Origin of the sequence: Pirellulimonas nuda, from assembly GCF_007750855.1 — a bacterium.
In the GTDB taxonomy this organism is placed as follows: domain Bacteria; phylum Planctomycetota; class Planctomycetia; order Pirellulales; family Lacipirellulaceae; genus Pirellulimonas; species Pirellulimonas nuda.
In genome coordinates this window covers 2,284,307-2,299,330 of sequence record NZ_CP036291.1, presented here as the reverse complement: position 1 = coordinate 2,299,330, position 15,024 = coordinate 2,284,307, and the positions used below count along the sequence as shown (strand labels likewise).

The following is a 15,024-nucleotide window of genomic DNA, read 5'->3' as shown; positions in this document are numbered from 1 at the left end:
GGCGCGCCGTGCTAGCTCCTCGTCGCGGCTTTGCCGCGTGAGGCCCTGTGCGCATGCCCAGCCCGCCATCCTCCGAGGAGGGGCTGCGTATTGCGTATTGCGCAGTGGCGCAACTTCCGCCGTAACACCCGACACCGTCGCTGCGTATGTGGCCTCGACAGCGGCGGGTGTTGTATCCCGGTGCACTACGAACCACCGCCTGTGGCATCGGGCGGTCGACTCGGCGTGAGGAGCTAATTTCATGGGCCAGAAGAAACGCAAGCTTGGAATGCAGTCGCTGGAAGCCAAGGCGATGATGGCGGGGGACGTTGGGGTGAACCTCTCTGGGGGCGTTCTTGAACTCTCCGGCGACAACGCCAGCAACCACGTGAACATCCAACAGCTCGACGCAGACTCGTACCGGGTCGAGGGGCTCGGCACCAGTCTCAACGGACAATCGACGCCGCTCACGCTGCACGGGGTGAAGACGATCTCGGCCGACATGAACGGCGGCGACGACCGGCTGAGCATCTTTGGGCAGACCAAATCGATCCAGCAGTTGGACGGCGACCTGAAGATCGAGATGGGTACCGGCAACGACTCGGTCAACGTCGACGGTCTGTGGATCACGGGCGACGCCTCGATCGTAACCGACGAATCGCTCAAGAGCGGGCGGCCCCAGGGGGCTGACGCGGTCCGCGTAGACGACTTCAACGCTTGGGGCACGCTCAACATCTCTACCGGGGGTGGGTCGGACGACGTGTCGATCACCGCCGACGGGTGGACCGTGGCCTACGAAGGGTTCGGCATCGACACCGGTCAGGGCACGAAAGAGGCCGACAACGTTAACCTCAAGAACGTCTTCACTTGGGCCGGCATGGAGGTCGACACCAGCGACGGCGCCGACCGGGTCACCGCCTCGAACGTGCTGGTCTACGAGGGCGACTTCGATATCGACACCCACGGTGGAAACGACAGCGTCACCGTCCGCGACTCGAACATGGACTGGCAGCTCACCAACTACAACACCAGCCTGAAGATCAACACGGGGTCCGGCAACGACCACGTGGTTGTCGAAAACGTCACGGTCCGCGGCAACGTAGAGGTCTCCACCGAAAGCGGCGCCGACGACGTGCGGATCTTCAACACCCACGCCAGGGACACCATCTTTGCGTCGCTCGGCTCGGGCGACGACGACCTGGAGATCGGCAAGAGCAGCGCCCGCAGCGCCCTGCTGCACGGCGGCTCGCACTACAAGGGAGACGACCTAGACGAGTACAGCAACGCGTTCGCCTACCTCAACGCCACCGGTTGGGAATCGTAGCACGCGGCGCGATCCGGAACCGGGCCGCTGGGGGACGCTGTTGTCGCCCAGCGGCCTTTTCTGCGCGCCGCCCCCAAATCGTCCCGCGGCCCGCGTTCTGCAATCGCGCAAGATCGCCGCAAAACGCGCTCGCAAATAGCCACCCAACCACGGATAATGCGTCGGTGAGGCGCCCGCCGGTGGGCGCTCGGGGTATGCGCTCTGGTCGGTGCGCCACCGGGCGGGGTAGCGGGCGCGGGTTTTGTCCCGGAGGTGTCCGATTGGGGGAAGAATGGTCCGCTCGAATGCTCCGGCAGGGTCGTGCCGAGGGGGCTCGACGGCCCCCGCCGCGGCCGGAGCTTCAAGAACCCCGCTGTTTTTCAGGGATCGGAGGGGTTTTGTCCGATTTTCGCTCCCGGGGGCTTGGGACAAAAGGACAAAAGTCCCAAGGGGCTACTCTTCCTCGCCGGCAAAGCGGTACAGCCGCGTCCGTGTGCGGACCAGCAGGTCGTTGTCGATGGGTACGGGGGTCGCCACGACGATGTCTCCCAGTTCCGTCTTCACGGGCGATTGCAGGCCGTTGTCGATGCGGGAGACCACGGCGCCACCGTCTTCGCTGATGCAGTACAGGAGGTCGCCGATTACTACCGGAGAGCTGAAATACTTCGCGCGCGTGCGGGGGAGCTGGTCGGTCCATAGCTTCTCGCCCGTCTCGAGGTCGACGCAGGTGACGGTCCCTTTGTCCCCTAGCACGTACACGCGGCCGTCGACGACGCAGGGCGTCGGAGAGTCTGACCCGACCCCTCGCAGCCCCCACATCCGGGCCGATTGGGTCACGTCGCCACTGCCGCCAAGCCGGAACGCCGTGAGCAGCTCGCCCCGTCCGTGGGGGACGACAGCGATCCCGCCCGCGACCGCGGCGGAGGCGATGTTGCGCCACATCGGCTGGTTGTCGGGGTTGATGCCGCCGCACTCCCACAACAGCCGGCCGGTCTTGGCGTCGTGGCCGGTCAGGTGGTTGGCGCCGAGCGTGACGACCGTCTCAACGCCGTCTAGCATGACGACCGCCGGGGTGGTGTAGCTCTGGTCCGACTCGGTGGCGCACTCGTAGTTGCGGGGCTGCTTCCAGACGACCTCGCCGGTCTGGATGTCGAAGGTCGCAAGGTACGACTCCCCTTCGTGCATCGCCGCAACCAACACGCCGGCTGAGGTCAGCACGGGGGAGGTGCCTAGGTCCCACCACAGCTTCCCTTCGCCTAGCTCCTCGGCGAGGTTGACACGCCAGAGGGGCTCGCCGTCGACGCTGAAGCAAGCGAGCGTCGTGTCCTTGAAGTACGCCACCACCCGCTTGCCATCGGTTACGGGGGAGGGGTTCGCCCCCGAGGCGTTGCGGTGCTTCCCGGCAACGCGTTCGCCGAATTTCTGGCGCCAGAGCTGTTGGCCTTCGGTGGTGAGGCAGATGACGCCATTGGCGTCGTCGATCTCGCTGGTCAAGAACAAACGGTCACGCCATACGACCGGGGTCGACGCCCCCGGCCCCGGAAGGTCGACCACCCAGCGGGCGTTCGTGGCGGGATCGAGCCGCGTGGGCCGCTCGTTCGCGGCGGTGGGCTCCGCGTCGTTGTCTGTGTGGGGGTCTGCGTGGGGGACCGTGTGAGGCCAAGCGGCGACGGCGGCGCCCAGCGGGCCGACCAACGCGATCAGGAGCAGCCAGATAGAGGTCTTCATGCGAGGAGGCTTCTTGCGGAAGGAGTAGGGAAACCGGCTGTCGCTGAGTGTACCACGCGGCCGCGCCGGGTTCCTGCTAGCGGCGGGGGCGCCGTGCATGCTGCGGCGTGGCTGACGCGGGGAGCACCGTGGGGGATCGCGTCGCGTGCTGTGCCTAGTCTCGCCAACGCCTGGGCCGGCCTACGCCGTGGCGAACGCCTTCTGCAGGTTGGCGTAGCTGATCCGCGCCAGCTCTTCGCGACTCGGCTCGTAGCGGAAGGCCTCGACGGAGACCCACCCGTCGTAACCGACCTCTTGCAGCGCCGCGGCGATGGGAGGGAACTGCACCTCGCCCATGTCGGGGCCGAGCAGGTTGGGGTCGTTGGCGTGGAAGTGGGCTAGGTGATCGCGGTTCGCGCGGATTATTTCTGGGATCGGCGTCCCCTCGCTCGACATCGCTTTGACGTCGAGGTGCAGCCGGCAGGCGGGAGAGCCCACACGCTCGGCGAGCGCCACCCCCTCGGCCGCGGTGTTGAGGAAGTCGCCCTCGGCGGGGCCGAGCGGTTCGAGGGCCAGCGTGATCTCAAGCCGCTCGAAAGTTGGCATGACTTCGCGGAGCACGTCCGCGGCCACCTCGGTCCCTTGTTCCAGCGACACGCCGGGAAGGAGGTTGCGTTGCTGGGGCGAGCCGAGCACCAGCACGCGGCCGCCCACGTCCGCGCACAACTCCGCCAACGCCCGCAGGTAGTCCGCCGTGGCCGCGCCCACCGCGGGGTCGGGCGATGTGAGGTGCAGCCCCTCGGTCATGGCCATGATCCAGTGAAGCCCGATCACATCTAGCCCCGCATCGTCGGCCGCGGTGCGGATCGCGGCGCGAAGGGCCGGCGACAGCAGACGCACGTCGGCCAGGTGGGGTCCGGGAGGGGCGTCCGGATCGGCTAGCGTCAGGGGCGCCAGTTCGATGCCCGTGTAGCCAATCTCGGCCGCTAGCCGGAAGCCCTCACGCAGCGAGCGGTCGTGGAAGGTCTCGTTGCACAGGGCCAGCTTCATCGTCTCGTGCTCCATGATCGGGGGGCGGTTAGTGTAACGCAGATCGCGGCGTCCCGCCCGGCGCCGGCGGCCGAGAGCTGAGTCGCTTTTCTGCGGGTGGGCCGGGGGGCTATACTCGGCGGGTCCGATTGCTCGTCCTTTTTCTAATCCGTGCACCCCTTGGGATTCCGCCATGTTCCGTATACTTCCCGCGACGCTGCTGTTGATTGCCGCTGCGCAGCCCTGCTCCGCTCTCGATCCGCCCGCCGGCATGCGCTGCGTGTTCGAGGACGATTTCGAGTCGGGTATGGACCGTTGGCGGCTGTACGACCCCAAGACGTGGCGCGTGACCGAGCACGACGGCAACCACGCCGCGGAGATCACCTCCCGAGAAAGCGAGTACGCCGCTTCGGTCCGCAGCCCGTTTCACGTGGCGATCATCAAGGACCTGGAGGTGGGCGACGCAGTGATCGACTTCCGTGTCCGCAGCACCCTCGACACCGGCAACCACCGCGATTGCTGCGTGTTCCTGGGCCACCAAGACCCGACCCACTTCTACTACGCTCACCTCGGCGCCCGGCCCGACCCCAACAGCGGCCAGATCATGATCGTCGACGGCGCCCCGCGGCGGCCGCTCACCGAGAACGAGCGACTGGTTCCCTGGGACGACAAGTGGCACAACGTGCGGGTGGAGCGGCGCGTCAAGGAAGGGACGATCCGCGTCTTCTTTGACGACATGGACAAGCCGCTGATGGAAGCGACCGACACCACGTTCGGCGCCGGCGGCATCGGCATCGGTTCGTTCGACGATCGCGACGAGTTCGACGACGTGCGGGTTTATGTTCCCGAGTGATCGCCTCTGGGACGGCCCCCTACGGCTCCCGCCGAAAGCCATGCGCCTGCATGCGGAACACCACCGCGTTGGCGGGTTTTAGCTGAGCATTGGACGCTAGTTCCGCGATTGAATCGATCCGTTCCGTCACTTTTAATTGGGCGGACGGCTATTGGTCTCAATCGGCCGCCGCATTCGTGCGTCGTGTCGAATGGATGATGGCGTTACTCTGCCGCGTAGGCTTGGGCGAGCAACTCGATCGGGTGCACCACCCGCACGCCGGAGAGCCCCGGGTGGTTCCGCACGCCGCCGGCCAATTGCAGTAGGCACCCCGGGTTCCCCGTGGCGATCACCTGCGCGCCGGCGGCGACGATGTTCTTCAGCTTCCGCTCTAACAACTCCGCGGCCGACTCGGGCTGGGTGATGCTGTAAATGCCGGCGCTGCCGCAGCACCATTCCGATTCTGGCAGCTCAACAAGCGTGAGCCCCGGGATGGATCGCAGCACGTCGATGGGTTGTGCGCGGACCCCCTGGCCGTGGCACAAGTGGCAGGAGGCGTCGTAGGCGACCGGCCCGACCGCGGGCGCGGCGGTGGGGCGACGGTAGCCGACCTCGACCAGCCACTCGTGGATGTCACGCGCCTTGCGATCCCACTGGGCGGCGCGCTCGGCGTACGAGGCGTCTCCCTGCAGAACACGGCCGTAGTGCTTGAGGTGTGAGCCGCACCCGCCGGCGTTGGAGACGATAGCGTCGAGCCGCGTAGCATCGAACGCGTCAATCAGCCGCCGGGCCAGCTCGCGGGCCGATTCGGGATCGCCGTTGTGGGCGTGCAACGAACCGCAGCAGGGCTGGCGGCGCGGGGTCACCACCTCGCAGCCGTTGGCCAGCAGCACGTCGGCCGTGGCCCGGTTCACCCCGGCGTAGGCGAGGTCGTGCACGCAACCGGTGAGCAGCCCCACGCGGTAGCGTTTCTGGCCATCGGGGGGCGACTCGACCGCCCTGATCCGCGCATCGGAGAACGGCGGCGCCATCGTGGGGGCTTGGGGCTCGAGCTCCCGCAACCGGCGCGGCAATAGCCGCATTAATCCGATCCGGTAAGCGGTCCCGCGGAGCCACGGACGCTGGCATACGTACAGCGCGCGGCCCACCAACCGCAACAACCGCGGACGCATGAACAGCACGCGCATCGCGAGCCAGCGGGTCCACGACCGCGCGAAGCCCGGGACGATTTTCTTTCGCTCACACTCGGCCCGGGACGCCTCGAGCATCGGGGCGTAGTTGACCCCGGCGGGGCAGGCCGACTGGCACGCGAGGCAGCCGACGCAGTACGAGAACTCATCGGCGAAGTCGCGGTCGACGGCGATCCGGTCGTCCGCCACGGCCCGCATCAGCGCGATGCGGCCCCTCGGGCTGTTGCGTTCTAACCCCGTCTGGTCGTACGTGGGGCAGGTCGGCAGACACATGCCGCAGTGCATGCACTGTTGCAGCACGGAGTAGTCGAGCTGCTTGAGCAGGTTTGGCTCGCCGGGTGGGGTCATGACTGGCCCGCCGGCGCCATGTCGAAGATCTTGCCCGGGTTGAGCAGCCCCTGTGGGTCGAGCGTTTGCTTGATCCGCCCGAGCAACGCGAAGCTGGCGTCGTCGAACTGCTGGGGCAAGAACCGCTTCTTGGCGAGCCCCACGCCGTGTTCGCCCGTGATGGTTCCGCCGAGTTCGAGCGTCTTCTCAACGATGGCGTCGAGCGCCAGCTCGACCCGGTGCATCTCGTCTGCGTCGCGCTCGTCGGTCAAGAACGTGGGGTGCAGGTTGCCGTCCCCCATGTGGCCAAAGACGCCGATCTGCAGCGCGTGCCGCTCGGCCACCGCGCCGATGTGCCGCACCATCTCGGCCAGCCGGCTGCGGGGCACGGTCACGTCTTCGAGGATCGTGGTGGGGCGTACGCGGGCCAGCGCGCTGAACGCGGCGCGACGCGCGGTGCGGAGCCTCTGGGCGTCCTCTTCGCTCGCGGCCGTTTCGACACGCAGGGCGGCCGAGGCCTCCAGCACGCGACGCACCGCGGCCAGTTCTTCGTCCACCGCCGATTGGCTGCCGTCCGACTCGAGCAGCAGCAGGGCCGCGGCGTCGGTCGGCAGGCCGATGCGGGCGTAGTTCTCGACGCAGCGCAGCGTGGTCTGATCGAGAAACTCCATCGTGCAGGGGACGATCCGCTGGGCGATGATGTCCGATACCGCCTGCGCCGCGGCCTCCATCGAGGCAAACGTAGCGGTCATGGTGCCGCGCGCCGCGGGGCGGGGGAGGAGCTTCAGCAGCACCTCGGTAACGACGCCGAGGGTTCCTTCGGAGCCGATGAACAGGTCGCGGAGGCTGTAGCCGGCGACGTCCTTCACGCAGCCGCTCCCCAGCCATGCGACCTCGCCGTCGGCCAGCACCACGCGGAGCCCCATCACGTAGTCGCGGGTAACGCCGTACTTGAGGCCGCGGAGCCCGCCCGAATTCTCCGCCACGTTGCCGCCGATGGTCGAGATCTTCTGCGAACCGGGGTCGGGGGGATAGAAGAGCCCTTGCTCGGCCGCTAGCTCGTCGATCTTCTGGGTGATGACCCCCGGTTCGACGCGGATCGTAAGGTTTGCGGCGTCGAGCTCCAGCACGCGGTCCATCTGGTTGAGGCAGAGGACCATCCCGCCGGCTACCGGCACGCTGCCGCCGCTGAGCCCGGTGCCCGAGCCGCGCGTCACCACCGGCACGCGGGCGTCCGTAGCGATCCGCAGGCAGGCGGCGACTTCGGCCGTAGTGGTGGGGAACACCACGCAGCCCGCCTCGGCGCTCAGGGCCGCGGTGCCGTCGAAACCGTACGGGAGCGTGTCGATCGCCTTGGTGAGCACCCGCGCGTCGCCCAGCAGCGCCCGAAGGGCATCGATCTGCGGTTGCTGGATGGGGTTCATTCGCCCGCCGGCTCGACGATCGCTGCGGCCACCACCGTTCCCAACCGACCCGCCAAGTCGTTCACGACGCCGTCGCCGTCTGGGTGGAGTCGGCTCGACAAGAAGACCACGAAAAGGTCGAGCTGCGGGTCGATCCACAGCACCGTGCCGGTGAACCCGCCATGGCCAAAGGCGGCGTCGCTGAGCAGGTCGCCCCGGTTCTTAGAATAGGGGCTCCGGACGTCCCACCCTGCTCCGCGCCGGGCTTCGGCCACCACCCGGGGGCGGATCATTTCTCGCACGGTAAGTGGCGAGAGCACACGCACGTTCTCAACGCTCCCCTCGCCCAGCATCATCTGCGCGTAGCGAGCCAGATCGGCGGCGGTGCTGAAGAGCCCCGCGTGACCCGCCACGCCCCCCAGCAGCGCCGCACGTGGGTCGTGCACCTCGCCGACCAGCCACTCGCCGTCGCGCTGCTCGGTCGCCACGGCCCGGCGCTGCAGCGGCTCGGTCGGCAGAAACATCGTGTCGTTCATCCCTAGCGGCTCAAACAACTCGTCGGCGACGAAGCGCTCCAACGGCCGACCATCAACGCGTTCCACCAACTTGCCGAGCAGCTCGAAGTTGACGTCGGAGTACTGGAATACATGCCCGGGGGGCTTTTGAGGGTCGAGGGCCAGCAGCCGGCGCCAGGCCTCGGCGGGGCCGTCCTGGTAGTCGCGGATGGAGTTGTCGGGCACGAAGCCGGCCGCGTGGGTCAGCAACTGGTCGATCGTGACGTCGCGGGTGGCGTCGCGGTCGAGCTCCACTAGGTATTGGCTGACAGGGTCGGAGAGCCGGACCTGCCCGCGCTCGACCAACAGCATGACGCTGGTCGCCGTGGCGACCGGCTTGGTCAACGATGCCAGGTCGAACACCGAATCGATCTCCATCGGCTTGCGCACCGGCTCAACCTGGCGGTCTCCGACGACACGTTCCAAGAAGACGCCATCGCGTCTACCGGCCAGCAGCACGCATCCGCAGAACTGGCCGTCGTTGTACGCCTGCTCCAGCAGCGGGTCGACGTAGCCGAGCTGACGGCTGCTCACCCCGAGCTGCTCGGGGGGCGACGCGGCGGGGGCGGGCAGGGCCCAAACGGCCGCCAGCGTTGCGACGACAAGACACATACTCTTGCGGTGGTTCAACATCCCGGGAGCGCCTCCAGCGCCTCGACTGGACGCAGGTGCTCGGCGAGCGCCTGCTGGGAAACCGGCGTGTCGCTGTACGTACAGAGCCGCCAGAGGGCATTGGAAAACTGATCGAGCGCGGTGGGAACCCCCAGCGACGCGACCGCGGCGTCGCCCAACTCGATCATGGCGTGGACGTGGTCGGCGTGGCGCTTCGGCAGCCCAAACGCGTGCCAGGCCGACGGCTTGACGATCATGGCCGCCAGCCGCTGCGGCGTCGACGCGGCCGAGGCCAGCGCCCGGGCGTAGTCCTCATCGCTGGCGTCTGGGCCGAGTTCGAAGTAGCGGACGTCGGACAGCCGCTCTCGCAGCGCGGCCGCCAGCGGCTGCTCGGGAGGGTCGGTCGCCAACTGACTCGTCTTGAGCAGGCAGACCGTCACGGGTTGGTCCCTCAAGCACAGCAGCGGGCCCCCGTGCTCCTGCGGCCAGCAACGCACCGCGCCGCTCGCGACACGCAGCGCAAGGCCGGCGGCGTCGCCGCTGTCCGACGACGGGCAGGGGCGTTTGGCCGGCGCCATGTACTTCGACTTCGCCCGCCAGACGCGTTCGAAGGCCTCGTTCACACGCGCTTCAGAAAGCGAGCCAGACTCGACGCTGCGCGCCATCGCTTCGACTGCCGCCGACGGGTCGGCGACGTCCAGCAGCAGGTCGACGCCGGCGATCACCGCGGCGCAGGCCGCCTCGCCTTCGGTGGCGTAGCGGTCTCGGACGCCGGCCATCAACAGGCTGTCGCTGCAGATGATGCCGTCGAAGCCCAGCCGATCGCGGAGCAAACCCTGCAGGATCGGCCGCGACACCGTCGCCGGCGCGCCGCTGGGGTCGAGGGCCGGGTATGAGACGTGTGCCGTCATGATCATCGGCGCCCCGGCCGCGACCGCGGCGCGGAACGGCGGGAGCTCGGTCGCTTCGAGCGCCTCCAGCGGCCGGTCGACCACCGGCAGCATGGCGTGCGAGTCTCCTTGTGTGTCGCCGTGCCCCGGGAAGTGTTTCGCACAGCACATCACGCCCGCAGCATTGGCGGCGTGGACGTACGCTTCCACCAGCCGGCTAGCGAGCTCCGGGGTCTCGGCCAGCGCGCGGGTAGCGATGATCGGATTGGCCGGGTTGGAGTTGACGTCCGCCACCGGCGCCAGCAGGGCGTGAACTCCCGCGGCCAGCGCCTCGCGGGCCGTGTGCGTCGCGGCCTCGGCGACCGCTTGCGCGGCGCCCTCGCCCAGTTCCGCGAACGCCCTGGCATGTGGAAAGACCGTGAGCCCGTGCAGTTGCTGCCCGGCGCCCCGTTCCAGGTCGGAGGCCACCAGCAGCGGCCAGCGGCTCGTCTGCTGCAGCCGGGCCAGGGTGTCGCGAACCTCCGGCCACGGGCCATTGAACAACAGCAGCCCGCCGATGGGGCACTCGCTCAGCAGCCCTGCGATGCGCGACTCGTCTTCGTTGACCCGCCGGACAGGGGGCAGGTTCGAGCCGATGCGGACGAACACAAGCTGGGCGAGCTTGTCTCGCAGCGCAGTAGGGGGCGCAAGGTCGGGCGTCATCGTCTTGGTGTGGCTCATGCTTCGTCTCAGGCCGGCTCGACGGGGTCGTCGTCGACCGGAGTGAACAGCGTAACCGCCAGGCTGGGGATCGTCGCCGCCACGACCCACACAAAGAACCCAAGATAGCCCAGTTGCATCTGAAGTTTGCCGGCGATCATGCTGGGGAGCATCGCCCCCAAGGCCATCAGCCCCGTGCAAAGGGCGTAGTGGGCCGTTTGGTGCTCGCCGCGCGACAGCCGGAGCATGTAGAGCATGTAGGCGGCAAAGCCGAACCCGTAGCCGAACTGCTCAACGCCGATCGCCAGGCCGATCACCAGGCTGTTGGTCGGCTGCGCCAGGGCCAGCAGCACGTACAGGATGTTTGGCACATTGAGCGCCAGCGCCATCGGCAGCAGCCAGCGCCGGAGCCCGTACTTCGCGACGGCGAACCCGCCGAGGATGCCGCCGAGCGTCAGCAGGGCTATGCCGAACGTGCCGTACAGCACGGCGACGCTCTGCTCGGTGAGCGCCAGGCCCCCCTCTTCTCGGGGAGCGAACATGAACGGCTTAGCGATCTTCGCGAGCTGCGACTCCGCGAAGCGGTAGAGCAGCAGGTACGCCAGCCCGATGCCGATCCCCGGTTTGCGGAAGAACGACACGAACGACTCCACCATCTGGGCGTACAGCGAACGCAGGTCGGAGGACTGCTCTCGGCGCGGGGCGGCCCGCTTGGGCAGGGCGAAACAGTGGTACACGTTGAGCAGAAAGAACAGCACGGCTGCCGCCGTGAAGGTCCAGGCCCACGCCTGCTGCGGGGGCATAATGTCGGACAGTTCTCCCGCCATCGCCAACAGGAATGCAGAGACGAAGAACATCGCTGCACGGTAGAACGTGCTCCGGATGCCGACGTACCACGCCTGATCTCGGTCGGAGAGCCCCACCATGTAGAACCCGTCGGCCGCGATGTCGTGCGTGGCCGAACTGATGGCGATCATCCAGAAGAAGCAGAGGGTCGCAAAGAAGAACCCGGCGGTCGGCGTCAGCGCCGCTACCCCCGCTAGCCCCAACACGATCGCGGCCTGGGTCGCCAAGATCCAACGGCGCTGCGTCCCGAGCACGTCGACCAGCGGGCTCCAGAGCGGCTTGAGCACCCAGGGCATCCCGAGCAGCCCCGTGTAGAACGCCATGCTGTCGATAGGCACGTCGAGCAGGACGTACATGTCGCCGGCCAGCGTCATGGCGATCGCGTAGGGGAGACCCTGCGCAAAGTACAGGCTGGGCACCCAGCCCCACGCCGCGCGGCTGGGGCGGTAGGGCGCCGCCGGTGGCGCAGCGCCCTGCGGCGCTACGCTGCTGGTCGGTTCATTCGCGAGCGCGTCCGGCACGATCGGCCCCTGCTGGCGCGGCGGAGGTTACTTCGGCGATCGCCGTGGGGCCCTGCCGTCCGAGCCGGTCGACCGCAGAGACCGCGACCCGCTGCACTCCCACGGCCGAGTCGATCTTCAGCTCCTTCTGGTCGGCGGGGAGGACCTGGGTCTCCCAAACGCCACGGCTGTGAGTCTGCACCACCCAGGCGGCCACGCCGCCTCGGCCGGCCGGGCGCCAACTGACGGCCGCACCGCCGCGTCCCCGCTTCACCGCAACGCTGGGCAACGCGGGGGCAGGGCCCTCGGCCAGCCACGGCGAGGCCGGCACGAGCGCCGGCTGAGCGTACGGCCCCTGCTTGAGCGCCGTTGCGACCCCGCCTCGGTCGCCAGCAAGCGCCTTCATGCTGAAGTGCACGTTCCCCTGGGCGCCCGCGGACTGTTGGGTGAGCTTCACCTGGTTCACGATCTCAGCCGCGGGCCAGCCGCCGCTGTCGCGAACCTTCGAAGTGTACAAGCCGGGCCACAGGTGGCGGCCCATCTCGTTCTGCTCGATCCACCAGTTCATCAGCACCGGGTAGCTCTGTGCAGGCGGATCGATCATCCAGTAGAGCTGCGGCGTCAGGTAGTCGACCCAGCCCTCTTGGAACCACAGCTTCGCGTCGGCGTAGAGCGCCTCGTAGGGGTCGAAGCCGCGGATCGTTTCTGGGTAGCCGGGGCGCCAGATGCCGAACGGGCTGACGCCGAACTGCACCCACGGCTTCTCGGCCTTCACCTCTTCGGACAGGCGGTGGATGAAGCGGTTCACGTTGTCCCGCCGCCAGTCGTCGCGGCTGAGCGGCTTCTGGCCGTCGAGCGAGTCGAGGTATGTGGCCCACGACGCGTCGTCGGGAAACGGCTTCTTCGCGCTCCCCTCATCTACGGGATACGGGTAGAAGTAGTCGTCCAGGTGGACGCCGTCGATATCGTAACGCTTCACCACGTCGCGGATCACGCGTAGGGAGTGGTCGATCGCTGCGTTGTCCCCCGGATCAAGCCACATCTGCCCGCCGTACTCACGCACCATGCCGGGGTGCTTGCGGCTGACGTGGTCGTCGCTCACCGGGCCCTTGGACGACGAGTGAAGCGCCCGGTACGGGTTGAACCACGCGTGCAGTTGCAGCCCCCGCGCGTGCGCCTCGCGGACCGCAAACTCTAGCGGGTCGTACCGCGGGGTAGGGGGGCGCCCCATCGCGCCGGTCAAAAACTCCGACCACGGCTCTAGCTTGCTGGCGTACATAGCGTCGCACGCCGGCCGCACCTGCAGCACGATGGCGTTGAGGTTCAGCTCGGCCGCTTTGTCCAGCAGCGCAACGAGTTCCTTCTGCTGCTCCTGTGCCGAAAGGCCCGGCGCAGAGGGCCAATCGATGTTGGCGACCGTAGCGATCCAGGCGGCGCGGAACTCGCGTAGCGGGGCGGGGGGCGCTTGCCCACTGGCACGGCCGCCAATCCCCATGACGAAGTACAACGCAGCTAGCCCTAGACAACTGGTTCGACGACTTTGCTGCATAACGCCCGTAGACGGATTGAGGGGAGGAGTCGGCATACGCCTAAGGACGCGTGGCCCGCACGGGGCGGAAGCGATCGTCGGACCGGACCGCCTGAGAGCGATGCACATTGGCGTCGACGTCGTAGTCGAGCGTCTGCACCGAACCGTCGCAGAACGCCATGTTCATGGCGCCGGAGTGCGCGCTCCCGAACGCGTAGATGTTCGATTCGCCGCCCCCGGGGCGGTCCTGCTGGGGCTGGTAGACGTCGGCGCTTCGGCTCACGGGGACGTCCGGCGCCCAGGCCACGCGGTGGTTGTCCCACTCGAAGCCGACGAACGCGGATTGGTTATCGCCGTACTGCTCAGTGGCCGGACCGTTGTTGACGTCGTCGTACAAATCGGTCGAGAGGTATTTCTCCCCGATCAGGTAGGTCTTGCTGAGCCCGTCGCTGATCTGCCGGTCGCTCACCTGGCTGCGGTAGTGGATGACGCCCGTCTGGTAGTAGGTGCTGCCGGGGAAATCGGGGTTGTTGGTATTGGTCCACTGGGGCGACGACGAGTTGAGCGAGGCGTAGCTAGCGGGGGCCCAGAACGCAGCGCCGATGCTGCTCGACGCGTGGTGCAACGAGTCGCCGCTGTTGGCCGCGTAGTCGCTCTTGGGGACGTTCTGAATTTGCGCTACCCACGGCTGTTCGCGGATGGCGCCCCAGTTCGCGGGGTAGGCGCGGGCCGGGCGACGCGACGGGCAGTTAAACACCTGCACCGGCGTGCTGTGCATCTGGATAGACAACTGCTTAAACACAGCCCCAGTAGCCCCCTGGCCAAGCGCGGCGAGGTTCCCCTCCTCCAAGTACGCAAGCACGCTGAAGCACCAACTGCCGGGTTGGTTCTTGCCGTAGCCTTGATTGGCGTCTGCCGGGTACCACTGACCCCACCCGCCGCTCGGCAGGAACTTGTGCGTGTCCATGTGCAGCAGGCTCGCCAACGCGATCTGCTTGAGTTGATTGCGGCACTGGGTCCGGCGGGCCGCCTCGCGCGCCGATTGAACGGCCGGCAGCAGCAGCGCCACCAAGATCCCGATGATGGCGATCACCACCAGCAACTCGACCAGAGTAAACGCGGATGGCCGGGGCGACGCCGCGCGGGCTTCTGTGTATTGGCGATGGCTCACTTTGGCTTCTCCAATTTAAATAGATAGTCGCTTTTCCCCCGATCAACCGTGACCTCGAAAGGGGAGTCGACGTAGGTCGTGTACTGGCTTGGAATCAAAGACTTAGCGCTCTCTCGATCGCTAATCACGGTGAAGGTCACGACGTACTTCCCGCGATACACGCCGTCCCCAGGCTTCTTCGTGGTAATCACGAACGATCCGTCCTCGGCGATGTCGCCGGAGCCGGCCTTACGTACTTCGGCCGGCGAGTCGTCGTCCGGCTCGAAGCGGATCACGCGGATCCCACCACGGACCGGCGACCCATCGCTGAACTCGACCCGCCCGGCCACAGGCGCCATGTCGCTGCCGCACCCGACGCATCCGCAGACCGCGAACCCCAGCCCCAACAAGCTAGAAATCCTCGAGGCGCGCGATGCTGGATGGTTGAACAAGGCCAGAGGGTCCTGAGGGGGGG

At 67.6% G+C, this 15,024-nt stretch carries 12 protein-coding genes; 2 read left to right on the top strand and 10 right to left on the bottom strand.

Annotation, left to right across the window (positions count from 1 at the left end):
• The first annotated feature begins 241 nt into the window (after positions 1–241).
• Positions 242–1,303 carry a hypothetical protein gene (locus tag Pla175_RS09405; RefSeq protein ID WP_145283519.1) on the top strand — a complete coding sequence of 354 codons (1,062 nt, stop codon included), beginning with the start codon at positions 242–244 and terminating at the stop codon, positions 1,301–1,303.
• A gap of 432 nt (positions 1,304–1,735) precedes the next feature.
• Here the strand turns inward: Pla175_RS09405 and Pla175_RS09400 are convergent, their stop codons facing one another.
• Both Pla175_RS09400 and Pla175_RS09395 read right to left on the bottom strand, forming a co-directional pair.
• A complete protein-coding gene (locus tag Pla175_RS09400; protein WP_197527380.1) occupies positions 1,736–3,010 on the bottom strand; it encodes a PQQ-binding-like beta-propeller repeat protein in 1,275 nt (424 codons plus the stop codon).
• Positions 3,011–3,190: 180 nt separating this feature from the next.
• Complete coding sequence (locus Pla175_RS09395) at positions 3,191–4,054, bottom strand: sugar phosphate isomerase/epimerase family protein (RefSeq protein ID WP_231954288.1); 864 nt, start codon at positions 4,052–4,054, stop codon at positions 3,191–3,193.
• Between the two features lie 235 nt (positions 4,055–4,289).
• Here Pla175_RS09395 and Pla175_RS09390 point away from each other — a divergent pair, with 235 nt between their 5' ends.
• A complete protein-coding gene (locus Pla175_RS09390; RefSeq protein WP_391527865.1) occupies positions 4,290–4,871 on the top strand; it encodes a hypothetical protein in 582 nt (193 codons plus the stop codon).
• A 203-nt stretch (positions 4,872–5,074) separates the two neighbouring features.
• Here the strand turns inward: Pla175_RS09390 and Pla175_RS09385 are convergent, their stop codons facing one another.
• From Pla175_RS09385 to Pla175_RS09350, 8 genes are all read right to left on the bottom strand, one after another.
• The gene (locus Pla175_RS09385; protein WP_197527379.1) at positions 5,075–6,388 is read right to left on the bottom strand and encodes a (Fe-S)-binding protein; all 1,314 of its coding nucleotides are present in this window, start codon (positions 6,386–6,388) and stop codon (positions 5,075–5,077) included.
• On the bottom strand, positions 6,385–7,791 hold the full coding sequence (locus tag Pla175_RS09380; protein WP_145283513.1) for an FAD-binding oxidoreductase: 1,407 nt from the start codon (positions 7,789–7,791) through the stop codon (positions 6,385–6,387). Before Pla175_RS09380 ends, Pla175_RS09385 begins: the two co-directional genes overlap by 4 nt.
• Entirely contained in the window at positions 7,788–8,957 is a 1,170-nt protein-coding gene (locus Pla175_RS09375) for a serine hydrolase domain-containing protein (protein ID WP_145283511.1), read from the bottom strand. The genes Pla175_RS09380 and Pla175_RS09375 overlap by 4 nt, the downstream gene beginning before the upstream one ends.
• Entirely contained in the window at positions 8,951–10,546 is a 1,596-nt protein-coding gene (locus Pla175_RS09370) for a glycoside hydrolase family 3 N-terminal domain-containing protein (protein ID WP_145283508.1), read from the bottom strand. The genes Pla175_RS09375 and Pla175_RS09370 overlap by 7 nt, the downstream gene beginning before the upstream one ends.
• An 8-nt stretch (positions 10,547–10,554) precedes the next feature.
• A complete protein-coding gene (locus Pla175_RS09365) occupies positions 10,555–11,892 on the bottom strand; it encodes an MFS transporter (RefSeq protein WP_197527378.1) in 1,338 nt (445 codons plus the stop codon).
• Complete coding sequence (locus tag Pla175_RS09360) at positions 11,870–13,378, bottom strand: glycoside hydrolase family 10 protein (RefSeq protein WP_197527377.1); 1,509 nt, start codon at positions 13,376–13,378, stop codon at positions 11,870–11,872. The genes Pla175_RS09365 and Pla175_RS09360 overlap by 23 nt, the downstream gene beginning before the upstream one ends.
• An 82-nt stretch (positions 13,379–13,460) precedes the next feature.
• The gene (locus Pla175_RS09355) at positions 13,461–14,570 is read right to left on the bottom strand and encodes a DUF1559 family PulG-like putative transporter (RefSeq protein WP_145292037.1); all 1,110 of its coding nucleotides are present in this window, start codon (positions 14,568–14,570) and stop codon (positions 13,461–13,463) included.
• The gene (locus tag Pla175_RS09350) at positions 14,567–15,001 is read right to left on the bottom strand and encodes a hypothetical protein (protein WP_145283506.1); all 435 of its coding nucleotides are present in this window, start codon (positions 14,999–15,001) and stop codon (positions 14,567–14,569) included. The genes Pla175_RS09355 and Pla175_RS09350 overlap by 4 nt, the downstream gene beginning before the upstream one ends.
• Positions 15,002–15,024 lie beyond the last annotated feature (23 nt).